This is a genomic window from Salibaculum halophilum, from assembly GCF_002094885.1.
In the GTDB taxonomy this organism is placed as follows: domain Bacteria; phylum Pseudomonadota; class Alphaproteobacteria; order Rhodobacterales; family Rhodobacteraceae; genus Salibaculum; species Salibaculum halophilum.
In genome coordinates this window covers 128,460-152,718 of the sequence record NZ_MSIT01000001.1, presented here as the reverse complement: position 1 = coordinate 152,718, position 24,259 = coordinate 128,460, and the positions used below count along the sequence as shown (strand labels likewise).

Here is a 24,259-nt window from a genome sequence, read left to right as displayed (position 1 = left end):
GCACCACGTGCTTTTTTCTTCCCTTTCAGGAGAACCGATTGGAGCGGGTGATGAGATTCGAACTCACGACCCTTACCTTGGCAAGGTAATGCTCTACCCCTGAGCTACACCCGCATCCGTCGGTAGGCGATCGTTTAGGAAAACTGGCGCGGGCCTGCAAGCGGAAAATGCTGCCCGCGCGGCAGAAATTTCCGCCCGCGGGCAGCGCCATCCGGGCTATTCGAATTCGACCAGCAGGTCCTTGGCGTCGATCTGGCCGCCGGGCTGGACGTGGACGGCCTTGACCACCCCGTCGCGCTCGGCGTGCAGGCCGGTTTCCATCTTCATCGCCTCAATGGTCAGCAGCATGTCGCCGTCGCGGACCGTCTGGCCCACTTGGACGGCGACGCTGGCCACCACGCCCGGCATCGGCGCGCCGACATGGGCGGGGTTACCCGCCTCAGCCTTGGGTCGCTGCTTGCTGTCGGCCTTGACCTTGCGGTTGGGCACGCGGATCGTGCGGGGCTGGCCGTTGAGCTCGAAGAAGACCTTCGCGTCGCCGTTCTCGTCGGTCTCGCCGATGGCCTGCAGGCGAATCTCCAGCGTCTTGCCGGGGTCGATCTCGGCGCTGATCTCGTGGCCCTGGTCCATCCCGTAAAAGAAGGTCGCGGTCGGCAGGGTCCGCACCGGGCCGTAGGTTTCGTGCCGCCGGGCATAATCGGTGAAGACCTTGGGATACATCAGGTATCCGTTGAGGTCCTCGTCGTCGATCTCGATGCCGCCCAGCTTTTCGCTGGCCTCGGCGCGCACGGCTTCGAGGTCCACCGGCTCAAGGTGCTTGCCGGGCCGGTCGAGGTTGGGCGCCTCGTCCTTGAGCACCTTGCGCACGATGGCGTCGGGAAAGCCGCCCGGCGGCTGGCCGAGGTTGCCGCGCATCATGTCGATGACGCTGTCGGGAAACGAGACATCGACCGCCGGGTCCTCGACCTCGGCTCGGGTCAGGCCCTGGCTGACCATCATCAGCGCCATGTCGCCCACCACCTTGGAGCTTGGCGTGACCTTCACGATATCGCCGAACATCATGTTCACGTCCGCATAGGCCTGGGCGACCTCGTGCCAGCGTTCCTCGAGGCCCAGCGACCGTGCCTGCGCCTTGAGGTTGGTGAACTGGCCGCCGGGCATCTCGTGCAGGTAGACCTCGGAGGCCGGCGCCTGCAGGCCGCTCTCGAAGGCGGTGTAATGCGCGCGCACGGTTTCCCAGTAGTTGGAAATCTCGCGGATGGCGGCGATATCGAGGCCGGTCTCGCGGTCGGTATGGCGCAGCGCCTCGACGATGGAGCCCAGCGTCGGCTGCGCGGTGTTGCCTGAAAAACTGTCCATCGCCGCGTCGATGATGTCCACGCCCGCGTCCGAGGCCGCCAGCACCGTTGCGATGGCCGCGCCCGAGGTGTCATGGGTGTGGAAATGGATCGGGATGCCGATCTCGTCCTTCAGCGCCCGGATCAGCGCCCCGGCCGCCGGGGCCTTGAGCAGCCCGGCCATGTCCTTGAGGCCCAGCATGTGCGCCCCGGCCTGTTCCAGCTCTTTCGCCATGCCGACGTAGTATTTCAGGTCGTACTTGGCGCGGTCCGGGTCCAGGATGTCGCCGGTATAACAGATCGTGCCCTCGCAGACCTTGCCCGCGTGCTGCACCGCGTCCATGGCCACGCGCATGTTCTCCACCCAGTTGAGGCTGTCGAAGACGCGGAAGACATCGACGCCGCTCGCGGCGGCCTGGCGGACGAATTCCTGCACCACGTTGTCGGGGTAGTTGGTGTAGCCCACCCCGTTGGAGGCGCGCAGCAGCATCTGCGTGAGGATGTTGGGCATCTTGGCGCGGATGTCGCGCAGCCGCTGCCAGGGGCATTCCTGCAGGAAGCGATAGGCGACATCGAAGGTCGCCCCGCCCCAGCATTCCACCGAGAACAGCCCGGGCATCTTCGCCGCGTAGCTGGGCGCGGCGTTGATCATGTCGATCGAGCGCATCCGGGTTGCCAGCAGCGACTGGTGCCCGTCGCGCATGGTGGTGTCGGTGACCAGCAGCTGCGGCTGGTCCTGTACCCATTTCGCCAGCGCCGCGGGGCCATTGCGATCGAGGATCTGGCGGGTGCCGTCGGGCACCGTGTCGGCCGTGCGCACGGGCGGTTTCGGGGTGATCGCCGCCGGGCCGGGCGTCGGCCGGCCGGCCGTTTCGGGGTGCCCGTTCACGGTGATGTCGGCGATGTAGGTCAGCAGCTTGGTGGCCCGGTCGCGCCGCGGCTTGAAATCGAACAGCGCGTCGGTCTCGTCGATGAAGCGCGTCGAATACTCGTTGTTTAGGAACGTCGGGTGGCGCAGCAGGTTGATGACGAAATCGAGGTTGGTGCTGACGCCGCGGATGCGGAACTCGCGCAGGGCGCGGTCCATCCGGGCGATGGCGGCCTCGGGGGTGGGGGCCCACGCGGTGACCTTTTCCAGCAGGCTGTCATAATAGCGCGTGATGACCGCGCCGGAATAGGCGGTGCCGCCGTCCAGCCGGATGCCCATGCCGGTGGCCCCGCGATAGGCGGTGATGCGGCCGTAGTCGGGGATGAAGTTGTTGGCCGGGTCCTCGGTCGTCACCCGGCACTGCAGGGCGTGGCCGTCGAGTTTCACGTCGTACTGGCTGGCGGTGCCGGTCGCCTCGACCAGGCTCTTGCCCTCGGCGATCAGGATCTGGGCGCGCACGATGTCGATGCCCGTGACCTCTTCGGTCACGGTGTGTTCCACCTGCACGCGGGGGTTCACCTCGATGAAGTAAAACGCACCGGTTTCCATATCCATCAGGAACTCGACCGTTCCGGCGCATTCGTAATTGACATGCGCGCAGACCTTGCGGCCCAGGCTGCACAATTCCTCGCGCTGGGCATCCGTCAGGTAGGGCGCGGGCGCGCGTTCCACGACCTTCTGGTTGCGGCGCTGCACCGAACAGTCCCGTTCCCACAGGTGGTAGATCTCGCCGGCCTTGTCGCCGAGGATCTGCACCTCGACGTGGCGGGCGCGGGTGATCATCTTTTCCAGATAGCCCTCGCCGCTGCCGAAGGCGGCCTCGGCCTCGCGACGGCCTTCCAGAACCTTTTCTTCCAACTCTTCCTCGGAGGCGATGGGCCGCATGCCGCGGCCGCCGCCGCCCCAGCTGGCCTTGAGCATGATCGGAAAGCCGATCTCGGCGGCGGCCTTGCGGGTCGCCGCCATGTCGTCGCCCAGCACGTCCGAGGCGGGCACCACCGGCACGCCGGCCTCGATGGCCACGCGTCGGGCGCTGGCCTTGTCGCCCAGCGCACGCATCGTCTCGGCGCGCGGGCCGATGAAGGTGATCCCGGCCTCCGCGCAGGCATCCACGAAATCGGGGTTCTCCGACAGCAGGCCATAGCCGGGATGGATGGCATCGGCGCCGCTGGCCCGGGCCACGCGCAGGATTTCCTCGATCGACAAGTAAGCCTGCACCGGGCCCAGCCCCTCGCCCACGCGATAGGCCTCGTCGGCCTTGAAACGGTGCAGGCTCAGCTTGTCCTCTTCGGCGTAGACGGCGACGGTGCGCTTGCCCATCTCGTTGGCGGCCCGCATGATGCGGATGGCAATCTCGCCGCGGTTGGCGACAAGGATCTTCTGGAAATCGGCCACGGGTCAGGCTCCCCTTTTTGCAGTTGCAGCAATCTATGAAGATTTCGCGACGGGTGTAAACAGCGGAGAACCGGGTGGCCGTTAGCGGTAACATTCGCGCGTGATCGGGGCGCGGAACATTGGGCGAACAGTCCTTCCCCCTCGGGCCGAGTCACGCTAGTCTGCCGCGCATGAGCAGCTTTTCCGACGACGATGCCTTCGACGCCGCCGTGCCGCTGAGCCAGCGCGCCATGGCGCGGCCCGCCGCCCCCTACCTCGAGGGGTTGAACCCCGCCCAGCGCGAAGCGGTCGAGGCGCTGGACGGCCCCGTGCTGATGCTGGCGGGCGCGGGCACCGGCAAGACCAAGGCGCTGACCTGCCGCATCGCGCACCTGCTGGACAGCCGCAAGGCTCGGCCCAACGAGATCCTGTCGGTGACCTTCACCAACAAGGCCGCGCGCGAAATGAAAAGCCGCATCGGGGCGCTGATGGGCGAGACGATCGAGGGTATGCCGTGGTTGGGCACCTTCCACGCGATCTGCGTCAAGCTGCTGCGCCGCCATGCCGAACTGGTGGGGCTGAAATCGAACTTCACCATCCTCGACAGCGACGACCAGAAGCGCCTGCTCAAGCAACTGGTCGCGGCCGAGAACATCGACGACAAGCGCTGGCCGCCGCGCATGCTGGCCGGCATCATCGACGGCTGGAAGAACAAGGCCTGGACGCCCGAGACCGTGCCGGTGGCCGAAACGGGTGCCTACGACGGGCGCGGGGTGCCGCTCTATGCCGCCTACCAGCGCCGCCTTAAGGAACTGAACGCCGTCGATTTCGGCGACCTTCTGTTGCACATGGTCACCATCTTTCAGGATCACCCGGACGTTCTGGCGCAATACCAGCGTTGGTTCCGCTACATCCTGGTGGACGAATACCAGGACACCAACGTCGCGCAGTACCTCTGGCTGCGGCTGCTGGCGCAGGGGCACCGCAACGTCTGCTGCGTGGGCGACGACGACCAGTCGATCTATGGCTGGCGCGGGGCCGAGGTGGGCAACATCCTCAAGTTCGAAAGCGACTTTCCCGGCGCCAAGGTCGTGCGGCTGGAACAGAATTACCGCTCGACCGGGCATATCCTGGGCGCGGCCGGGGGCGTGATCGCCGCCAACACGGGGCGCCTGGGCAAGGAACTTTTCACCGACGCGGGCGCGGGCGAGAAGGTCCGCCTGATCGGCCACTGGGACGGCGAGGAAGAGGCGCGCTGGATCGGCGAGGAGGTCGAGGCGCTGCAGCGCGGCACCCGCGGGCGCGACCCGATGAGCCTGGACGCCATGGCCATCCTCGTCCGCGCCAGCCACCAGATGCGCGCCTTCGAGGATCGCTTCCTGACCATCGGGTTGCCCTACCGCGTGATCGGCGGACCGCGGTTCTACGAGCGGCAAGAGATTCGCGATGCCATGGCCTATTTCCGGCTGGCCGTGTCGCTGGACGACGACCTGGCCTTCGAGCGCATCGTCAACACTCCCAAGCGCGGCCTTGGCGACAAGGCGGTGCAGACCATCCAGCGCACCGCGCGCGACAACGGCGTCAGCCTTGTCGAGGGGGCGCGGCTTTGCGTGCAGGGCGCGCTGGTCAAGGGCAAGGGCGGCGGCGCGCTGGCCGGGCTGGTGCAGGGGCTGGACCGCTGGCACCGACAGCTGCGCGCCGAGGCCGACACCCACGTCGAGCTGGCGCAGGTGATCCTCGATGAGTCGGGCTACACCGCCATGTGGCAAAACGACCGCACGCCCGAGGCCCCGGGCCGGCTGGAGAACCTGAAGGAACTGGTCGAGGCACTGGAGCAGTTCGAGAACCTTCAGGGGTTCCTCGAACACGTCAGCCTGATCATGGACAACGAAAGCCAGGAAAGCGAGGAAAAGGTCACCATCATGACGCTGCACGGCGCCAAGGGGCTGGAGTTTCCGGCCGTCTTCCTGCCGGGCTGGGAGGATGGCCTGTTCCCCTCGCAACGCTCCATGGACGAAAGCGGCCTCAATGGCCTGGAGGAGGAACGCCGCCTGGCTTACGTCGGCATCACCCGCGCCGAGGAGGTCTGCACCATTTCCTTTGTCGGCAACCGCCGGGTCTACGGCCAGTGGCAGAGCCAAATGCCCAGCCGGTTCATCGACGAGTTGCCCGAGGATCACGTCGAGGTTCTCACCCCGCCGGGGCTTTATGGCCATACGGGCGGGGGCATGGACCTGCCGCAGTCCGACCTGCCCGACCGGGCCGCGGGTGCCGACGCCTACAATTCGCCCGGTTGGCGGCGCATGCAGGCCCGGCGCGACCGTCGGCCAATGACCCAGCCCGGCGAGGCCCGCGACCTCGTGATCGACGCGCAGGCGGTGTCGTCCTTCACCGTGGGCGATCGGGTCTTCCACCAGAAGTTCGGCTATGGCGAGGTCATGGAGATCGAGGGCGACAAGCTGCTGATCACCTTCGACAAGGCCGGGGACAAGCGCGTGGTTGGCAAGTTCGTGGTCGCCGCCGGGCAGGCGGACGACGTGCCGTTCTGACCCGGGTCCGGTTTTTTGCGGCCAGACGACCATCCCGGTTTCAAGTGAGGCAGGGGTCCCGGTTTTCCCGGCTCTCGTCGGGACGTCTCGCGCGGCGGTCACCGATTCGTCCGATCGTGGTCCGGGCCCGGCAACGGTAGCGGCCAGACCTGCGCCCCTTGTAGTCGGCTGGTCTTGTTCAGCTTTGCTAAGGGTGTGGTCCGCTCTTGACCGGCGGTTATCCTCCGCATTCCCTTCAACTCCTTCGAGACGCGGATATCTGGCAGCGAGGAGTCAACCGCCCAGGCGCGGCATTCCCGATTGACGTCGTCGTTCACCTTCGGGATGCAAAATCCGTGCCTGACCTGCCCCCCGAGGCTCCTCCTTTATAAATTAGGTGAGTTTGCAGGTCCGGTTTCGAAATTTTTGGTATCAGTTTGGGCAAGCGCGCCGGGCGCGGAGCCCGCAATTTGCTAAGGTGTCCGGTGCGCTTTTGCGGGGCCTGATTGCCGAGCGACGAGTGCGGCCCGACGGTGTTGTGGTCGTAGCGCCAGAGCGCCAGCTTTCGGCGTGCGTCGTCCCGGCTGTCAAACATCTCCTCGTTCCAAAGCTCGTCGCGCAGGCTCCCGCTAAATGACTCGATGACCGTGTTCTGCTGCGGCTGCCCGTATCAATGCAATGCCAGTCCACGCCATTGTCGTTCGCCCTCTTCAGGATCGCGCGACCTGTGAACTCCGTCCGGTTGTCACTTACAATGCTGGCCAGCCTGCGTGCAAATGCGCACCAGCGCGTCCAGTTCCCGCGCAACCCGTGCGTTCGAGTTGCTGGTATCGGCCATCTGGCAGAGGTTCTCGCCGCAGCAATCATCAATCACGGCCAGGATGCGGAACCGACGGGATGCGCCGAAGGTGTCGGACAAGAAGTCGGGCGACCAGCGTTCGCTCAGCCTGAGCGCCTCCGGCATCGAAGTTCGCGAGCCACGGGCCGGTTTGCGGCCCTTTCGCCGCCGGACGCCCGGCGTCTCATCCGTGTAGAGTCTGTAGAGCGCTCCGCCCCACAAGAATCCCCAAGACCATCTGCTAAACGCACTCCGGATTGGTTCATCCTCTTCCGCTCCAGCATGACGCCGATCCGCCGGTAGCCGAACCGATGGCGCTTGACTGCGACGGTCTTCTTCTTGTTGCGTGTCCCTGGGTCATCCCCTCTTTTAGTACCTGCGTTTCGACTGCCGGGGCAGGCGGGACCAACGTTCACGCCGGACCGTCTTTGGATCGACACCGACAAGTCGGCAGACCCGGCGCTGCGAGAGGTGTTCGCCCACTCTCTCGGACCGATGGCGTTCGCGGGCTTACTCCCGCTTCGCGCTGAGTACTGCCTCTCGACGGTCAATCGCTTGCCATCGGTCTCGAACGGTCGCCAATGGTTGCTCAAACCAGTGGCACAACCACTGGCAACATACTCGATGGCTCACGATCAGTTCTTTCCCAGCAAGTCCTTCAGCACGACATTGTCCAGCATCGTGTCATACAGCAGGCGTTTGAGCTTGGCGTTCTCGTTCTCAAGTGTCCGCAGCTTGGCGACGTCAGACACCTCCATGTCGCCATACTTGGACTTGTATTTGTATAACGTCCCCTTGCTGAGACCGTGCTTGCTGCAGACCTCTGCCGTCAAAATCCCGTTCGGCGATACGATTGATTGACGGGCTCAATCGTCAAACCCTTGAACCCTGCTCCTTGATGATACCGAATAATCTGCGCCTCGGTGAAACGGCTCTTTCGTATCTGCTTGCTCCATCGAAAGTTTGAGCAAACTCCACCTCAGAATATAAGTGGTTTCGGGGGGGGGGGGCTGGTCAGAGGGCTGACAGTTTCATGGGCGTGTGCTCCACTATGTGTCGCACTTGCCCGTCCAACTCTTAAGCCATTGATATATATGGAAATGGCGGAGAGACAGGGATTCGAACCCTGGGACCCCGTGAAGGGTCAACGGTTTTCGAGACCGCCCCGTTCGACCACTCCGGCACCTCTCCGCGGGGGTCTGGGCGGGGAATAATCGGGCCGGCCGGACTGTGCAAGCCCTTTCCTGACAATCGCGTCAGCACGCGCGCAGCCGGCCCGCGACCCCTTGGAATGCCCGGGGTGGCGCTCTATTCCTTGGGTCAGGAGTCAGAAAGGGAGCCGCCATGCCGCGCCTCGTTCACCCAGCCGTCCTGCCCGCCGCGCTTGTCGCATTGCTCATGCTGCTCGCCGCGCCGGTCGCCGCTCAGAACCGCGATGCCGAGGCCCTTTTCGAGCGTATGAAGCTGCCGCAGATGATCGGCGTCATGCGGCAGGAGGGCCTCGATTACGGCGAGACGCTGGCGCGCGACATGCTGGGCGGCAACCCAGGCCCGGACTGGGAGGACACCGTGGCGGCGATCTACGACGAGGCGCGCATGGTCTCCAACATTCGCACAGCTTTCGTCGCCGAACTGGAGGGGGCCGACCTGGCCGCGCTGCACGACTTTTACGGCTCGGCGCTCGGTCGCGAGATCATTTCGTTGGAACTGAGCGCACGCGAGGCGCTGCTCGATGATCAGGTTGAGGAGGCCGCGCGCGACCGGGCCACGGTCGCCATGGCCGACGAGACCGACCGGTATCGCCTCGTCGACCGCTTCGTCGAGGCTAACGGTCTCGTTGACCGCAACGTCACGGGTGCCATGAACGCCAACTACGCCTTTTTGCTGGGGTTGGCCGACGGCGGCGCTTTCGGGGGAGACATGAGCGAGGAGCGCATCCTGTCGGATGTCTGGGCGCAGGAGCCGCAGATCCGCAAGGAAACCACCGAGTGGGTCTACGCCTTCACCATGCTGGCTTATCAGCCGCTGGATGATGCCGACCTGGCCGCTTACGCCGATTTCGCCGAAACGGACGCCGGCCAGCGGATCAACCGGGCGCTTTTCGAGGCCTTCGATGGCGAATTCGAGGACATCAGCCGCGCGCTGGGCCGCGCCGCGGCGCAGGAAATGGCTGCACGCGATCTCTAGGGTGCGGCGTCCACGCGCGCCTTGACACCCGCCATCCATTAGCGCATAGCAGCGCGGCCGGCGTGGTGACGCGCCGGTTTCGCATTTGCACCATCCCCCGCAAGGGGCGCTGTCCGAGGCGGGCGCAAGGCCCGCAACACCCGCCACCGCGGGGGCCACAGGACGCGGCAATAAAAGGAAAGACGCATGTTCGCGGTCATGAAAACCGGCGGCAAGCAGTACCGGGTCACCCAGGGTGACGTGCTGCGTGTCGAGAAGATCGCCGCCGAAGCCGGCGAGACGATCCAGTTCAACGAGGTCCTGATGGTCGACGGCACCGTCGGCACCCCGACTGTCGCGGGGGCCGGGGTCCAGGCCGAGGTGATCGACCAGATCAAGGGCCCCAAGACCCTCAAGTTCGTCAAGCGCCGCCGCAAGCACGGCTCGCAGCGCACGCGCGGGCATCGCCAGCAGCTGACGCTGGTGCGCATCACCGACATCCTCGACAAGGGCGCCGACAAATCGGGCGTCAAGGCCGCCCTGGGCGGGGCCGGGGCGCCTGCCGCTGCCGCGCCGAAAGCGGCCAAGCCCGCCAGCAAGGCCGCCCCCGCGCCGGCCGCCGACGCGGGCACGGCCGGCGACGACCTCAAGCAGCTGTCCGGCGTCGGCCCGGCCCTGGAAAAGAAGCTGCACGCCGCCGGCGTGACCACCTTTGCCCAGATCGCGGCGTGGACCGAGGCCGACATTGCTGATATGGACGAGAAGCTGAGTTTCAAGGGCCGGATCGAGCGTGAGGGCTGGGTTGACCAGGCCAAGGCGCTGGCCAAGTAAGAGACCGAGAGGAGAGACACGATGGCACACAAGAAAGCAGGCGGGTCATCCCGCAACGGCCGCGACTCTGCCGGTCGCCGCCTTGGCATCAAGAAGTACGGCGGCGAGACCGTCATTCCCGGCAACATCATCGCGCGCCAGCGCGGCAACAAGTGGTGGCCGGGCAACGGCGTCGGCCAGGGCAAGGATCATACGATCTTCGCCACCGTTGAAGGCAACGTGACCTTCCACAAGGGCCTCAAGGGGCGCACCTTCATTTCCGTAAGCCCGCGTGCGGACGCCGCGGAGTAGGCCGGACCCGAGGTTTCAAGACACTTGGAAAGGGATCGGCGGAACCGCCGGTCCCTTTTTCGTTATGGCGGCTTGTGCCCGGGTGCGCGCCGCCCCATGTCCAATTTTCCCGGGCTTTCGGAGGAGGAAAGCCGATGATCGTCGACAAGGATCTGCCACCCGGCACCGAGGCTGCTCCCGGCATCCAAACGGACCGGTTCGTCCTGCGCCCCATGCGGCGCTCCGACACCGGGCTGATCGAGCTCTACGCCGGCGACGCGCGGGTCGCCCGGATGACGCGTGACATTCCCCATCCCCTGCCGCCGGGCACGGTCGAGACGCTTTTGCGCACCGCCGCCGACCCCGACCATTCAGTGGATGTCTGGGTGATCGACGGGTCGCGGCTGGGCCACGCCGAGGTCATGGGCATCCTCAAGCTGGAACGCATGGACCGGCAGCAATCGGAAATCCGCTTCTGGGTGGCGCCGGCCTTCTGGAACGCGGGGATCGCGACGGCGGCGGTCGAGGCCCTGCTGGCGGCCAATCCCCACGAGGCCGCGCATGTCTTTGCCGAGGCCTTCCAGGACAATCCCGGCTCGGCGCGGGTCCTGACAAACGCGGGGTTCGACTACCTTGGCGATGCCGAGGCCTATTGCGTCGCCCGCGGCGCGATCGTGCGCACCTGGACATACAGCCGCAAGCTGGACCGGTGACGCCCGGCGTCCTTTCCACCGCGCGACTGCGGCTGCGTCCGCCCGTAACAGGTGACGGCCCCGATATCGTCGCGGGGCTCGACGACCTCGAAGTCAGCCGGTGGCTGACAGTGGTGCCGCACCCCTACACGCTCGACGACGCGCACTGGTTCATCGGCGAATGCGCGGCAGGGCGGGACCGCTCCCTCGCCATCACCCGCCACGGCGATGACCGGGTGCTGGGCATGATCGGCGGGCAGGGCACCTTCGGCTACTGGCTGCGCCGCGATGCTTGGGGGCAGGGCCTGATGGCCGAGGCCGCCCGTGCCATGGTCGGGCATCTTTTTCGCGCGGACGGGGCGCAGGTGCTGCACTCGGAGTACTTTCTCGGCAATGCGCGATCGGCCGCGGTGTTGACGGGGCTCGGCTTCGAAGAGACCGGCCAGCGCGAGGTCACCTGCCGCGCGACCGGCCAGGTCATGCGCGCGCAGCAGATGATCCTGGCGCGGGGGCGATGGGCCGACCCGTCGCCACGCCGCTAGGCCCGCCCGGCCAGCAGCCCCTTGAGCGCCCCGCGGCAATGGCGTATCCCGCGCACTTGAAAGCCCGCGAAAGGCCCGCGCCCCATGAAATTCCTCGATCTTGCCAAGGTCAATATTCGCTCGGGCAGCGGGGGCAATGGCTGCATCAGCTTCCGGCGCGAGAAGTATATCGAATACGGCGGCCCCGATGGCGGCGACGGCGGCAAGGGCGGCTCGGTCGTGGCCGAGGTGGTCGAGGGGCTCAACACGCTGATCGACTTTCGATACCAGCAGCACTTCTTTGCCAGCAACGGGCAGGGCGGAATGGGCCGCCAGCGCACCGGCGCCGATGGCGACGACATCGTGCTACGCCTGCCCGTGGGTACCGAGATCCTCGACGAGGATCAGGAGACCGTGATCGCCGACCTGACGGAGGTGGGCCAGCAAGTCGTGCTGGCCCGGGGCGGTAACGGCGGCTGGGGCAACCTGCGCTTCACCACCTCGACCAACCGCGCCCCGCGCCGCGCCAACCCCGGCCAGGACGGGGTCGAGCGCACGATCTGGCTGCGCTTGAAACTGATCGCCGACGTCGGCCTGCTGGGCCTGCCCAACGCGGGCAAGTCAACCTTTCTGGCGGCCACCTCGAACGCGCGGCCCAAGGTGGCAGACTACCCGTTCACCACGCTTGTGCCCAACCTGGGCGTGGTGGGTGTCGACGGTGTGGAATTTGTGGTCGCCGACGTCCCCGGCCTGATCGCGGGGGCGCACGCGGGGCGCGGTCTGGGTGACCGCTTCCTCGGCCATGTCGAACGCTGCGCGGTGCTTTTGCACCTGATCGACGGCACCTCGGGCGACCCGGTGGGCGATTATCGCACCATTATCGACGAGCTGGAGTCCTACGCCGGGGCGCTGGCGGACACGCCCCGCGTCACCGTGCTCAACAAGATCGACACGCTGGACCCCGAGGAACGCGCCTTTCTGGCCGAGGAGATCGCCGCCGGCACCGGGGCGCAGGTGCTGCAGATGTCGGGCGCCACGGGCGAGGGTGTTACGGAGGTTCTTCGCGCCCTGCGCGGGCAGATCGACGCCGACCGCCTGCGCCGTAGCCAAGACGCGCAAGAGGACGCGGCGACGTGGCAGCCCTGAGCGAAGCCAAGCGCGTTGTCGTCAAGATCGGCTCGGCCCTGCTGGTGGACCGGGCCAGCGGCACCCTGCGCGCGGGCTGGCTCGAGGCGCTGGCGCAGGACGTGGCCTGGCTCAAGGGGCTGGGCGCGGATGTCGTGCTGGTCTCCTCGGGCTCGATCGCGCTTGGGCGCGGGGTGCTGGGCCTCGGCCCCGGCCCGCTGACGCTGGAACAATCGCAGGCGGCCGCGGCGGTCGGCCAGATCCGCCTGGCCCGCGCCTACGAAGAGGCCTTGGCCCCGTACGGCATAACCACCGCGCAGGTGCTGGTCACGCTCGATGACACCCAGAACCGCCGGCGCTTTCTCAATTCGCGCGCCACGCTGGAAACCCTGCTGGGCATGGGCGCGGTGCCCATCGTCAACGAGAACGATACCGTGGCCACCGACGAGATCCGCTACGGCGACAACGACCGGCTGGCCGCGCGGGTGGCGATGACCGTGCTCGCCGATCAGCTGATCCTGCTGTCGGATGTCGACGGGCTCTATTCCGGCAACCCGCAGACCGACCCCGGCGCGCGGCGCCTTGATATCGTCAAAGAGATCACGCCCGAGATCGAGGCCATGGCCGGCGACGCCGGCTCGGGTCTGTCCCGGGGCGGGATGCGCACCAAGCTCTCGGCGGCGAAGACGGCCATGGCCTCGGGCTGCGCCATGGCGATCACCGAAGGCGCGAAGCTGCGCCCGCTCACGGCGCTGGCCGAGGGGGCGCCGGCGACATGGTTTCCACCTCAGCAGGACCGGCACGTCGCCCGCAAGGGCTGGATCGCGGCGATGCGGCCGCGCGGCACGCTGACCGTGGACGCGGGCGCGGCGCAGGCGCTGGCGGGGGGCAAGAGCCTGCTGCCCGCCGGGGTGGCGGGCGTGTCGGGCCAGTTCCAGCGCGGCGACCCGGTCAGCGTGACCGATCCGGCGGGGACGGTGCTGGCCACGGGCCTGAGCCGCTACAGCGATGGCGAGACCCGCGCCATCGCCGGGCACCGCAGCGACGAGATCGAGGATATCCTGGGCTATCCCGGCCGCGCGGTGCTGATTCACCGCGACGACTTGGTGACATGAGGGGAAAAGGGGCGACATGACCGAGATCGAACAGACGATGGCCCAGCTGGGCCGCAACGCCAGGGACGCCGCCGCCGCGCTGGCCTCTGCCCCCGCCGCGGCGAAGCGGCAGGCGCTGGAGGCGGGCGCCGATGCCGTCTGGCAGGCCCGCGCCGAGATCATGGCGGCCAACGAAACCGACCTCGCGGCCGGCCGCGACAAGGGGCTGTCCCCCGCCATGATGGACCGGCTGATGCTGGACGAGGCTCGCATCAACGGCATGTGCGACGGGCTGCGCGCGGTGGCCGCGCAGGACGACCCGGTCGGCGAGGTGATCGAGGCCTGGGACCGGCCCAGCGGGCTGCACATCCGCCGGGTGCGCACGCCGCTGGGGGTGGTGGGCGTGATTTATGAAAGCCGCCCCAACGTGACCGCCGACGCCGGCGCGCTTTGCCTCAAGGCCGGCAACGCCGTGATCCTGCGCGGCGGCTCGGAGAGTTTCCACTCCTCTGGCGCGATCCATGCCTGCATGGTCGAGGGGCTCAGGGCCGCAGGTCTGCCCGAACACGCCATCCAGCTGGTGCCGACCCGCGACCGGTCGGCGGTGCAGCAGATGCTGACCATGGTGGACACCATCGACGTGATCGTTCCGCGCGGCGGCAAGGGGCTGGTCGGTCTCGTCCAGCGCGAGGCGCGGGTGCCGGTCTTTGCCCATCTCGAGGGGATCGTGCACATCTACATCGACAAGGCGGCCGACCCCGAAAAGGCCCGGCGGGTGGTCCTGAACGCCAAGACCCGGCGCACGGGCATCTGCGGCGCCGCTGAATGCTTGCTGGTGCACCGCGACGCGCAGGCGCTCGGGCAGGATATCGTGAATGATCTGAAGGCCGAAGGCGTCGAGGTTCATGCCGTGGGGCTGGAGGGCACCGTGCCCGCGACCGAGGAAGACTGGGGCATGGAATACCTCGACATGAAGATCGCCGCGAAAGTGATTGATAATATTGACGACGCCATCACACACATCCGGCGCTACGGGTCCAGCCACACCGAGGCGATCCTGACCGAGGACGACGCGGCGGCGGCGCATTTCTTTGCCCGGCTCGACAGCGCGATCCTGATGCGCAACGCCTCGACCCAGTTCGCCGATGGCGGCGAATTCGGAATGGGCGCCGAGATCGGCATCGCCACCGGCAAGATGCACGCCCGCGGCCCCGTGGGGGCCAGGCAATTGACCAGCTTCAAGTACCTGGTCGAGGGCGACGGCACGGTGCGCGGCTAGAACGCGATGGCCAGCCGCTCGGGCGCGCGGGTGATCCGCGGGCGCCGGTCCAGGTCGGACAGCGCCTGCGGCAGCAGGGCAAAATGCACCGTGCTCGCCGTGGGCGGTGGCGGCGGGGCCGTGCCCTCCAGCGCCGCCCAGGTGTCCGGGTCGGGCTGCAGCGGGCCGATGGCCGCCACCGTCCAGATGCCGCCCGACCGGCTCAGGCTGATCGTGCCGCCGCGGGGCAGGGCGCTGTCCAGGCAAAGTGCCGCCAGCAGCGCTGCCTTGGCCTCGGGGCGCGGCACGGCCTCTTGCAATGTCACCTCGCAGCGGGTCCGGGTTTCGGCGAAATAGGCCTCCAGCAAGGCCCCGATCTCGGGCGCGGGCAGGCTCCGGCCCGGATCGGCGGTGCCGAAGGCCAGCCGGAACAGCTGCACCTTGGCGCTGGCGTTGGCCACGCTCTGGTTTACGAGATCCATTTCCTCGGTCGGGGCGGGTTGCGACAACGACAGCAGTTCGACACCGTTGCCGATCGCCCCAAGTGGGCTGATGATGTCGTGGCAGATGCGAGAGCCGATGAGGGCGGAAAGGTCGGGTGTGGACATGGACGATCAGAACAGCTTTCTCGAACCGGGAATGTTGGTGCGCCATCCCGCGCACCCCGAGTGGGGCGTGGGGCAGGTGCAATCGAACATCGGCGGCCGGGTCACGGTGAATTTCGCCGACGAGGGCAAGGTCGTCATCGATGGCAGGCGCATCATGCTGGTCCTCGTCGGCGAAGGCTGACGTGACGTTAGCCATCTGCGGAAAAACACGCAAGGGTTGTATTGCCGCACCTGCAACGGGCGCGTCGTTGCCAAGCGCGCCCGCGCGGCCTAGACAGCGCGCAGCCGCCCCGACCTGCCCGTGATCGCCCAATGCCCCGGCCCGCCCCCCTGTTCGAGACTACCCTGGCCCGCACGCCCGAGGACCGGCGCGCCGCGCTTGCGCTGCGCTATCGCGTCTTCGTGGCCGAAATGGGCGCGGGCGGTGACGAGGTCGATCATGCGGCCGGGCTGGAGCAGGACGACTTCGATGCCTATGCCAGCCACCTGCTGCTGCGCGACCGCGCCCGGCCCGAGGGCGATCAGGTGGTCGGGGTTTACCGGCTGATGGACGACGCCGCGGCCCGCGCGGCGGGGCAGTTCTATTCCGAAGCGGAATACGACCTGTCGCCGCTGCGGGCCAGGGGGCGGCGGCTGCTGGAGATGGGGCGGTCCTGCGTGCATCCCGACTATCGCGACGGGCAGGCGCTGTTTCACCTCTGGCAGGGGCTGGCCGCCCATGTGCGCGACAGCCGTGCCGATATCCTGTTCGGCGTGGCCAGTTTCCACGGCACCGACCCTCAGGCGCTGGCCCAGCCGCTGTCGCTGCTGCATCACCGGCACTTGGCCCCGGCGGCGCTGCGCGTGCGCTCGCGGGTCTTTCAGCCCATGGACCGGCTGGCCGAGGACCGGATCGACCGCCTTGCCGCGCTGCGGCAGATGCCCCCCCTGATCAAGGCCTACCTGCGGCTGGGCGGGGGCGTTGGCGACGGGGCCTATGTCGATCACGCCTTCAACACGACCGATGTGTGCCTGGTGGTGGACACCGCGCAGCTGAGCGCGCGCGGCCGCACGCTCTATGCCGGGGCAGGGGCATGAGCACCTGGCACGCCGACGATCGGCCCGCTGTCCCCCGTCTCGACACGCGCGCGCGGCTCAGGGTCGGGCTGCGCCTCGTGCCGCTGGCGGCGCTGGTCTTCGGCGGGCTGGTGGTTTTGCTGGCGATGCGGCTGGTCGAGCGGCCGATCTTCGGCCGAGGCCGGCCCTGGACGCCTGCCGTGACGCAAGTCGTCTGCCGCAACGCGTTTCGCATCATGGGGCTGGGGGTCCGCACGCAGGGCCGGCCCATGACCTGCCCCGGCGCGGTGGTGGCCAACCACTCCAGCTGGCTGGATATCTTCGCGCTGAATGCGCCGCAGCGGGTCTATTTCGTCGCCAAGGCGGAAGTGGCGGGCTGGCCCGGGATCGGCTGGCTGGCCCGCGCCACTGGCACGGTCTTTATCGCCCGTGACCGGCGCGCGGCGCGCGGCCAGGTCGCGACTTTTCGCGCGCGCCTGGCGCAGGGCCACACGCTGGCCTTCTTTCCCGAGGGCACCTCGACCGACGGGCGGCGGGTGCTGCCCTTCAAGCCCACGCTGTTCGAGGCCTTTTTCGACCCGGCCCTGCGCGCGGGGATGCGCATCCAGCCCGTTTCGGTGATCTACCGCACGCCGCCCGGCGCGGATCCGCGGGCCTACGGCTGGTGGGGTGACATGGATTTTGTCCCGCACCTGCTGGCCACGCTGGCACAGCACCCGCAGGGGCAAGTAACGGTGAGATATCATGCCCCCGTCGCGGTGGCCGATTTCGCCGACCGCAAGGCCCTGGCAGCGGTACTGGAACGCGCCGTGCGCGATGGCCTGCACGCGGCGGGCGGTGCTGACGCCTGATCGCTACATCATGGCGTTGTGCAGGTCGTGCAGGGCCGCCACCGGATCGTCGGCGCCCCAGATTTCCTCGCCGATGCCGAAGAAATCCGTCACCGGGGCTAGGTCGCGGATCAGGCGCGCGTCGAGCGCGCCCTCGGCCACCACGGGCACCTCGATCATCTGCGACCACCAGGCGAAGAGCGCGGGATCGGCCTGCCGCCCGTCGCCCAGCGGCGTCAGCCCGCAGGGGCCGAAGCTGACGTAATCGGCGCCCAGTTCGCCCGCGGTCATGCCGTCGTGGCGTGACGCGCCGCAGTAAGCCCCGACGATGGCATCATCGCCCAGGTCCTTGCGCGCCTTGCGGACCGATCGCGCCGCGTCGGTCAGATGCACCCCGTCCAGCCCCAGCCGCTCGGCCAGCAGCATGTGGCTGTCGATCACCAGCGCCACGTCGCGGGCATGGGTGACCTCGCGCAGGGCGTCGGCGGCGCGCGCGATAAGGGTTTCGTCGCGGGTGCCCGGGGCCAGGCGCACGCAGGCGACCTCGACGCTGTCGAGCACGCGAGCCAGGGTGTCGGGAAAGCGCGATACATCGATTTCGGCGGGCGTGATCAGGTAGATCTGGGGCTGCTCTGCGTCGTCGGCCATGGGGATGTCCACAGGTCTTGAAAGGGCTGCGCCGCTATAGCGGGGAACGCGCGGCTTGGCCACCGCTTGCCGCGCCCGGCCAGCTTGCGTATCAGCGCGGGGCCGCCACCAGCCGAGACCGCCATGCCCAGCGACACGCCGCAGCCCGCCTTCGTCCTGATCCGCCCCCAGATGGGCGAGAATATCGGCGCCGCCGCGCGGGCGATGTGGAATTTCGGCCTCGACCGGATGCGCGTGGTGGCCCCGCGCGACGGCTGGCCGAACCCGGCGGCCGTGGCCATGGCCAGCGGGGCGGGGCGGCTGCTGGACGAGGCGGTCCTGGCCGGTGACCTGGCCGAGGGCATCGCGGACCGCACCCATGTCTATGCCACCACGGCCCGGCCGCGCGAGCTGACAAAGCCCGTCTTCACCCCCGAGGCCGCCATGCGCGACGCCGCCGCCCGCATCGGGCGGGGCGAAAGGGTCGCCGTGCTGTTCGGCCCGGAGCGCGCGGGCATGGAGAACGCCGATATCGCGCGGGCGAATGCCATCGTCTCGGTGCCGGTCAACCCGGCGTTTCCCTCGCTCAACCTGGCGCAATGCGTGCTGCTGATGGGCTATGAGTGGCAACGCGCGGTCGACGAAGCCCCCGAAGTGACCCTGCACGGCCAGCGTACCGAGCTGGCCGAGGGCGCCGAGATCGAGGCCCTGGCCCGCCATTATGAAGACCGGCTGGAGCGTGCCGGGTTCTTCTTTCCCGAGACGAAGGCCGTGTCGATGCGGCTGAACCTGCGCAACCTGTGGTCGCGGATGCCGCTGACGCGGGCCGACGTGCAGATGCTGCACGGGGTGCTGCGGCAACTGGTCCGCCGCCGCGACGAGCCCTGAGACAGGTGGCCGCGTTCGCTTGCCCCGCGCGGGCGGGCGGCATAACTTCCGCGCTAGGACAGCAACAAGGGCGACGCCGGATGGCCGACAGGAACCGCAGCATCTTTCAGGAGGTCGAGACGGCCGAGAAACCCGCCGCCGCACCCGGCGGTATCGCCCGCGGCAGCCGCGCGGGCGCGCGCCGCGCGATCCGGGCCTGGCTCATGGCGCTTTTCGCGCTGGTGGTGGTGATGATCGCCGTGGGCGGGCTGACCCGGCTGACGGATTCGGGCCTGTCGATCACCGAATGGGCCCCGATCAGCGGCGCCGTGCCGCCCCTGTCGCAGGCCGACTGGCAGGCCGAGTTCGAGGCCTACAAGCAGATCCCCGAATACATCGAGCAGAACGCCGGCATGTCGATGGCCGAGTTCAAGGTGATCTACTGGTGGGAATGGGGTCACCGGCAACTGGGCCGGGTGATCGGGCTTGTCTGGGCGCTGGGGTTTGCAGGCTTCCTGCTGGCGCGCAAGATTCCCGCGGGCTGGACCGGGCGCCTGCTGCTGCTGGGCGGTCTCGGCGGGCTGCAGGGGGCGATCGGCTGGTGGATGGTGCATTCCGGCCTGCAGGACGGGATGCTCGACGTAGCCTCCTACCGGCTGGCCACGCACCTGGGGCTGGCCTTTGCCATCCTCGGGCTGATCGCCTGGTATGTCTTTCAACTGGGCCGGCCCGAGGCGGACCTGATCCAGGCCCGGCGGCTGGGCGACTCGCGACTGGTCTCGCTTTCCACCGGGCTGATGCATGTCACCTTCGTGCAGATCCTGCTGGGCGCGCTGGTGGCCGGGATCGACGCTGGCCGGGCCTTTCCCAGCTGGCCGCTGATGGCCGGCGGGATCTTTCCGCCCGCGCCCTTCGAGCTGACGCCGCTCTGGCGCAACTTCTTCGAGGACGCGGGGCTGGTGCAGTTCATCCACCGCACCTGGGGCTACCTGCTGTTCATCTTCGCAGCGGTCGTCTGGTGGCGCGGGCGCGGGGCCGGAAACCCCGCGACGCGGGTCGCCTTCAACGCGGCCTTTGCCGCGATAACGGTGCAGATGCTGATCGGCATCGCCACCGTGCTTTACCAGGCGCCCTGGCAGATCGCGATCGTGCACCAAGCCGTCGCCGTGCTGGTCTTCGTGCTGATCCTGCGGGCGCGGCACCTGTCGCGCTATCCGCTGCCGCAATCGCTGAGGGGGGCCTGACATGTCCGCCTACGACGCGCTGATGGAATATGCCCGCACCACGCAAGCGCTGGCGCAGGTCGCCGGCCGGCTGGGCTGGGACCAGGAAACCATGATGCCCCGCGCCGCCGCGCCCCAGCGGGCCGAGGAAACGGCCGCGATGGAATCGGTGCTGCACGCGCGGCGCACCGATCCCCGCGTGGGCGAGTGGCTGGCGGCCGTGCCCGAGGACGACGACCCGGTGCGCGCGGCCAACCTGCGCCTGATCCGGCGCGAGTACGAGCGCGCGCGCAAGGTGCCCGCGCGGCTGGCCGCCGAGATCGCGCGCGTCACCTCGATGGCGCAGGGGGTATGGGCCAAGGCCCGGGCCGAGGATGATTTCGCCGCCTTTGCGCCCACGCTCAAAGAGGTCGTGGCGCTGAAACGCAAAGAGGGCGCGGCCCTGGCCGACGGGGCCGATGTCTACGACGCCATGCTGCAGGATTTCGAGCCGGGGGCCACCGCGGCCGAGCTGGAGGCGATGTTTGCGCGGATGCGCCCGCGCCTGGTGGCCCTGCGCACGGCGGTGCTGGAAAGACCCGCGCCCACGGCCCTGACCGGCACCTTCGACGAGGGCGCGCAGATGCGGCTGGCCCGCCATGTCGCCAAGACCTTCGGCTACGACATGGCCCGCGGCCGGGTGGACAAGGCGGTGCATCCGTTTTCCTCGGGCTCGGGGCTGGACGTGCGGATCACCACGCGCACCAACCCGCATGATCCCTTCAACAGCCTTTATTCGACGATACACGAGGTCGGCCACGGCGCCTACGAGCAGAACATTCATCCAGACCACCTGCTGACGCCGGTGGGGCAGGGGGTCTCGATGGGGGTGCACGAAAGCCAGTCGCGCATCTACGAAAACCAGCTGGGCCGGTCGCAGGCCTTCGCCCGCTGGCTTTACCCGCAGATGCAGCAGGCTTTCGGCGCGTTGAACCTGCCCGACCCGGAAGCGCTTTACGCCGCGATCAACCGGGTCGGGGCGGGTTACATCCGCACCGAGGCGGACGAGGTGCACTACAACCTGCACATCCTGATGCGGTTCGACCTGGAACGCGACCTGATCGCGCGGCGGCTGGAAGTCGAGGACCTGGAGGCGGCCTGGAACGACCGGTTCGAGGCGGATTTCGGCGTTGCCGTGGACCGGCCCTCGAACGGGGTCCTTCAGGACGTGCACTGGTCGGTGGGCCTGTTCGGCTATTTCCCGACCTACACGTTGGGCAATGTCTACGCGGGCTGTCTGCACGCGGCCATGCGGCGCGCGGTGCCGGACCTGGACGTCGGCCTGGCCATCGGCGACCTGACCCCGGCCACCGAGTGGTTGCGCGACACGGTGCAGGGTCACGGTGGCCTGCAGACCCCGCGCGAGACGATCCGGCAGGCCTGCGGCGACGCGCCGAGCGAAGCGCCGTTGCTGGACTACCTCGAACAAAAGTTCGGCGGGCTTTACGGGGTGTGACCAAGCGGTGTGGCTGCGCCACGCACGATGTCTCGGCGGCGCGGGCGCGCCGCCTGCGGGCCAGGGGCGCTGCCCCTCTGCCGTGCGGCATTCACCCCGGGATATTTTTTGCCAGAAGACGCGGGCGGCCGGATCAACCGGCCCAGTCAGGGGCGCGCTTTTCGAGGAAGGCGGTGATGCCCTCGTCGGTGTCGCGCTCGAGCATGTTGCGCACCATGACGTCGCCGGTGAGGGCATAGGCGGCCTCGGTCGTCATCTGGGCCTGGTCGTAGAAGGCAGATTTGCCGACACGGACGGCGCTGGCCAGTTTGCCGGCCACGGTCTCGGCCAGCTCGGTCGTGGCGGTTTCCAGGTCCTCGGCGGCCACGGCGCGGTTGATCAGGCCGATTTCGGCGGCCTCGTCGGTCTCGATCAGGCGGCCGGTGGTGAGCATCTCGAAGGCGCGTTTGCGCGGCACGTTGCGTGTCAGGGCCACCATGGGGGTGGAACAGAACAGCCCGATGTTGACGCCGTTGACGCCGAAGCGCGTGCCGTGGGCGGCCACGGCCATGTCGCAGGTCGCCACCAGTTGGCAGCCGGCGGCGGCGGCGACGCCGTGGACCTGCGCGATCACCGGCTGCGGGATCGCCTGGATGGTCTGCATCACCCCGGTGCAGCGGGTGAAGAGATCGGCGAAATAGGCCGCGCCGGCGTCCTCGGACTGCCGCGCGGCTTGCATTTCCCTCAGGTCGTGTCCCGCGCAGAAGGCCTTGCCCGCGCCCGCGAGCGTGACGGCGCGGATCTCGTCGCTCTCGGCGATCTCGTCGAGGGTTTCCTGCAGCGCGGCCAGCATCGCGTCGGACAGCGCGTTGAGGTTTTCGGGCCCGTTCATCAACAGGTGGGCGACATGGTTGCGGTCGGTGCGGTCGAGCAGGGCCATGGCTTGTTCCTTTCACGATTTCCGGCCAAACCTAGTGGTCTGTCGGGCAGGGCGAAAGAGGCAGCGAGAGATGACAGTGCAGATGAGCATCGACGAGATGACGGCGTTCCTCGACGAGGTCTTTCCGCAGGTGCGCGACGACGTGGGGATCGAGCGCATGGACGCGGAGGGGCTGGTGATGCGCCTGAGGGTGGCCGAGCGGCACCTGCGCCCGGGCGGCACCGTCTCGGGGCCGGCCATGTTCGGCCTGGCCGACGTGGCGGCCTACGTGGCGACCATGGCGCGAATCGGGCCGAAGGCGCTGGCGGTGACGACGAACTGCTCGATCGACTTCATGCGCAAGCCGCAGGCGGGGTGCGACATCCTGGCGCGGGCCGAAGTGCTGAAACTGGGGCGGGCATTGAGCGTGATCGAGGTGCGGCTTTATTCCGAGGGCACGGAGGCGCCCGTGGCCCGGGCCGGCCTGACCTATTCGATCCCGCCGGAGCGGTCGGGGTGACCCGGCCCCGTTGATTCAAATCAGGGAAATGGCATATTTCCCGTGCCAGACAGGCCGGGCCTTTGCCCCCGAGGAGTTTCCGATGACCAAAACGCACGTTGACGCGGCCCCGGCGGACCGGCTGACGCATTTCCCGGTGACCTTCTTTGCCGTGGTGATGGGGCTCTTGGGCCTGACGCTGGCCCTGCATGCCGCGGCGCCGGTCTGGGCGCCGGCCGGGGCGCTGTCGTCGGGGATGCTGGGGCTGTCGCTGCTGGCGCTGGCGGTGATCTCGGCGCTCTACGTCCTCAAGGTGCTGCGCCATCCCGGCGCGGTCGCCGCGGAATGGCAGCACCCGGTGAAACTGGCCTTCTTTCCCACGATCACGATCTCGCTGTTGTTGCTGGCCACGGCGCTCTGGTCGGTCTGGCCCGGGCTGGCGCGGAGCGTCTGGCTTGTGGGCGTGATCGGGCAGGGGGCGCTGACCGTGGCGGTCATCAGCGGCTGGATCAGCCATCGCAGTTTTCAGGTTGGGCACCTGACGCCGGCGTGGTTCATCCCGGCGGTGGGCAATGTCATCGTGCCCGTGGCCGGGTTGCCGATGGGGTACGTGGAGATCTCGTGGCTGTTCTTCTCGGGCGGGCTGATGTTCTGGGTCGTGCTGCTGACACTGGTGATGAACCGCCTGATCTTTCACGACCCGATCCCGGCGCGGCTGTTTCCCACCATGGTGATCCTGATCGCCCCGCCCTCGGTGGCCTTCGTGGCCCATGTGGCGCTGGCGGGCGGGCTCGACGGGCTGGCGCGCGGGCTGATCTATACCGCCTACATCTTTGCCGCGCTGGTTATTGTGCAAGTGCCCAAACTGGTGCGGTTGCCCTTTGCCCTGTCATGGTGGGCGTTGAGCTTTCCGCTGGCCGCGCTGGCCATCGCCTCGTTCCGGTTTGCCGCGCTCGCGGGGACCCTGGCGCACCTGCTGATCGGGGCGGTCACGCTCGGCCTGCTGATACTGGTGGTGCTGGGGTTGGCGGTGCGGACGGGCATCGCCGTCGCCCGTGGCGAGATCTGCCGCCCCGAATGATGGGGTATCTTGATACCTAATTATCAAGCCTCAGAAAATGAACGGAAAATCGGCACCGAAGACGCTTGACTGCGCGGGGCAAACCCTTAAAACGCGCCCATCCGAAACCCAAC

21 protein-coding genes, 2 tRNA genes and 1 pseudogene are annotated in these 24,259 nt (G+C 68.0%); 17 read left to right on the top strand and 7 right to left on the bottom strand.

Annotated elements, in window-relative coordinates:
• Positions 1–39 precede the first annotated feature (39 nt).
• Positions 40–114 (bottom strand) — tRNA-Gly (locus BU124_RS00715).
• Positions 115–216: 102 nt separating this feature from the next.
• The gene (locus tag BU124_RS00710; protein WP_084860517.1) at positions 217–3,660 is read right to left on the bottom strand and encodes a pyruvate carboxylase; all 3,444 of its coding nucleotides are present in this window, start codon (positions 3,658–3,660) and stop codon (positions 217–219) included.
• Positions 3,661–3,830: 170 nt separating this feature from the next.
• On the opposite strand from BU124_RS00710, the gene BU124_RS00705 reads away from it, so the two are divergent.
• A complete protein-coding gene (locus BU124_RS00705) occupies positions 3,831–6,188 on the top strand; it encodes an ATP-dependent helicase (protein ID WP_084860516.1) in 2,358 nt (785 codons plus the stop codon).
• A 365-nt stretch (positions 6,189–6,553) separates the two neighbouring features.
• Here the strand turns inward: BU124_RS00705 and BU124_RS15180 are convergent.
• Together BU124_RS15180 and BU124_RS00690 are read right to left on the bottom strand one after the other, a co-directional pair.
• Positions 6,554–7,948: pseudogene (locus BU124_RS15180) on the bottom strand (integrase core domain-containing protein).
• 158 nt (positions 7,949–8,106) lie between these two features.
• A tRNA-Ser gene (locus BU124_RS00690) sits at positions 8,107–8,196 on the bottom strand.
• Positions 8,197–8,349: 153 nt separating this feature from the next.
• Between BU124_RS00690 and BU124_RS00685 the strand changes: the two genes are divergently transcribed.
• The 8 genes from BU124_RS00685 to BU124_RS00650 all read left to right on the top strand — a co-directional run bounded on the left by BU124_RS00685 (position 8,350) and on the right by BU124_RS00650 (position 14,983).
• Positions 8,350–9,192 carry a DUF2059 domain-containing protein gene (locus tag BU124_RS00685; RefSeq protein WP_084860514.1) on the top strand — a complete coding sequence of 281 codons (843 nt, stop codon included), beginning with the start codon at positions 8,350–8,352 and terminating at the stop codon, positions 9,190–9,192.
• A 186-nt stretch (positions 9,193–9,378) separates the two neighbouring features.
• Positions 9,379–10,002 carry a 50S ribosomal protein L21 gene (locus tag BU124_RS00680; protein WP_084860513.1) on the top strand — a complete coding sequence of 208 codons (624 nt, stop codon included), beginning with the start codon at positions 9,379–9,381 and terminating at the stop codon, positions 10,000–10,002.
• 21 nt (positions 10,003–10,023) lie between these two features.
• Positions 10,024–10,293 (top strand): 50S ribosomal protein L27, encoded by a 270-nt coding sequence (rpmA, locus tag BU124_RS00675; RefSeq protein ID WP_084860512.1) that lies wholly within the window; start codon positions 10,024–10,026, stop codon positions 10,291–10,293.
• Between the two features lie 134 nt (positions 10,294–10,427).
• Positions 10,428–10,985 (top strand): GNAT family N-acetyltransferase, encoded by a 558-nt coding sequence (locus BU124_RS00670; protein ID WP_084860511.1) that lies wholly within the window; start codon positions 10,428–10,430, stop codon positions 10,983–10,985.
• A complete protein-coding gene (locus BU124_RS00665) occupies positions 10,982–11,506 on the top strand; it encodes a GNAT family N-acetyltransferase (RefSeq protein WP_179141831.1) in 525 nt (174 codons plus the stop codon). The genes BU124_RS00670 and BU124_RS00665 overlap by 4 nt, the downstream gene beginning before the upstream one ends.
• Before the next feature lie 84 nt (positions 11,507–11,590).
• Entirely contained in the window at positions 11,591–12,631 is a 1,041-nt protein-coding gene (obgE, locus tag BU124_RS00660; protein WP_084860509.1) for a GTPase ObgE, read from the top strand.
• On the top strand, positions 12,619–13,725 hold the full coding sequence (gene proB, locus BU124_RS00655; RefSeq protein WP_084860508.1) for a glutamate 5-kinase: 1,107 nt from the start codon (positions 12,619–12,621) through the stop codon (positions 13,723–13,725). Before obgE ends, proB begins: the two co-directional genes overlap by 13 nt.
• Positions 13,726–13,741: 16 nt before the next feature.
• On the top strand, positions 13,742–14,983 hold the full coding sequence (locus tag BU124_RS00650) for a glutamate-5-semialdehyde dehydrogenase (RefSeq protein ID WP_084860507.1): 1,242 nt from the start codon (positions 13,742–13,744) through the stop codon (positions 14,981–14,983).
• Here BU124_RS00650 and BU124_RS00645 read toward each other — a convergent pair.
• Positions 14,980–15,570 carry a histidine phosphotransferase family protein gene (locus tag BU124_RS00645; protein WP_084860506.1) on the bottom strand — a complete coding sequence of 197 codons (591 nt, stop codon included), beginning with the start codon at positions 15,568–15,570 and terminating at the stop codon, positions 14,980–14,982. The two genes, BU124_RS00650 and BU124_RS00645, sit on opposite strands and share 4 nt — an antisense overlap.
• On the opposite strand from BU124_RS00645, the gene BU124_RS00640 reads away from it, so the two are divergent.
• The 3 genes from BU124_RS00640 to olsA all read left to right on the top strand — a co-directional run bounded on the left by BU124_RS00640 (position 15,569) and on the right by olsA (position 17,477).
• Entirely contained in the window at positions 15,569–15,751 is a 183-nt protein-coding gene (locus BU124_RS00640) for a DUF3553 domain-containing protein (protein ID WP_084860505.1), read from the top strand. The genes BU124_RS00645 and BU124_RS00640 overlap by 2 nt on opposite strands.
• Positions 15,752–15,882: 131 nt before the next feature.
• Positions 15,883–16,647, top strand: coding sequence for an L-ornithine N(alpha)-acyltransferase (gene olsB / locus BU124_RS00635; protein WP_084860504.1), 765 nt, complete (start codon positions 15,883–15,885; stop codon positions 16,645–16,647).
• Entirely contained in the window at positions 16,644–17,477 is an 834-nt protein-coding gene (olsA, locus tag BU124_RS00630; protein ID WP_084860503.1) for a lyso-ornithine lipid O-acyltransferase, read from the top strand. The genes olsB and olsA overlap by 4 nt, the downstream gene beginning before the upstream one ends.
• A 3-nt stretch (positions 17,478–17,480) precedes the next feature.
• On the opposite strand, the gene BU124_RS00625 is transcribed toward olsA, so the two are convergent.
• Positions 17,481–18,104, bottom strand: coding sequence for a thiamine phosphate synthase (locus tag BU124_RS00625; RefSeq protein ID WP_084860502.1), 624 nt, complete (start codon positions 18,102–18,104; stop codon positions 17,481–17,483).
• 123 nt (positions 18,105–18,227) lie between these two features.
• Here BU124_RS00625 and BU124_RS00620 point away from each other — a divergent pair, with 123 nt between their 5' ends.
• From BU124_RS00620 to BU124_RS00610, 3 genes are all read left to right on the top strand, one after another.
• Positions 18,228–18,971: an RNA methyltransferase gene (locus BU124_RS00620; protein ID WP_084860501.1), complete on the top strand. Its 744-nt coding sequence runs from the start codon at positions 18,228–18,230 to the stop codon at positions 18,969–18,971.
• A gap of 80 nt (positions 18,972–19,051) precedes the next feature.
• Positions 19,052–20,194, top strand: a complete 1,143-nt coding sequence (gene ctaA, locus BU124_RS00615) for a heme A synthase (protein WP_084860500.1) — start codon at positions 19,052–19,054, stop codon at positions 20,192–20,194.
• Position 20,195: 1 nt separating this feature from the next.
• On the top strand, positions 20,196–21,668 hold the full coding sequence (locus tag BU124_RS00610) for a carboxypeptidase M32 (RefSeq protein WP_084860499.1): 1,473 nt from the start codon (positions 20,196–20,198) through the stop codon (positions 21,666–21,668).
• Between the two features lie 133 nt (positions 21,669–21,801).
• On the opposite strand, the gene BU124_RS00605 is transcribed toward BU124_RS00610, so the two are convergent.
• The gene (locus BU124_RS00605) at positions 21,802–22,587 is read right to left on the bottom strand and encodes an enoyl-CoA hydratase (RefSeq protein WP_084860498.1); all 786 of its coding nucleotides are present in this window, start codon (positions 22,585–22,587) and stop codon (positions 21,802–21,804) included.
• A gap of 70 nt (positions 22,588–22,657) precedes the next feature.
• Between BU124_RS00605 and BU124_RS00600 the strand changes: the two genes are divergently transcribed.
• Positions 22,658–23,086 carry a PaaI family thioesterase gene (locus tag BU124_RS00600; protein ID WP_084860497.1) on the top strand — a complete coding sequence of 143 codons (429 nt, stop codon included), beginning with the start codon at positions 22,658–22,660 and terminating at the stop codon, positions 23,084–23,086.
• Between the two features lie 82 nt (positions 23,087–23,168).
• Entirely contained in the window at positions 23,169–24,146 is a 978-nt protein-coding gene (locus BU124_RS00595) for an SLAC1 anion channel family protein (protein ID WP_084860496.1), read from the top strand.
• The last annotated feature ends 113 nt before the right edge of the window (positions 24,147–24,259 follow it).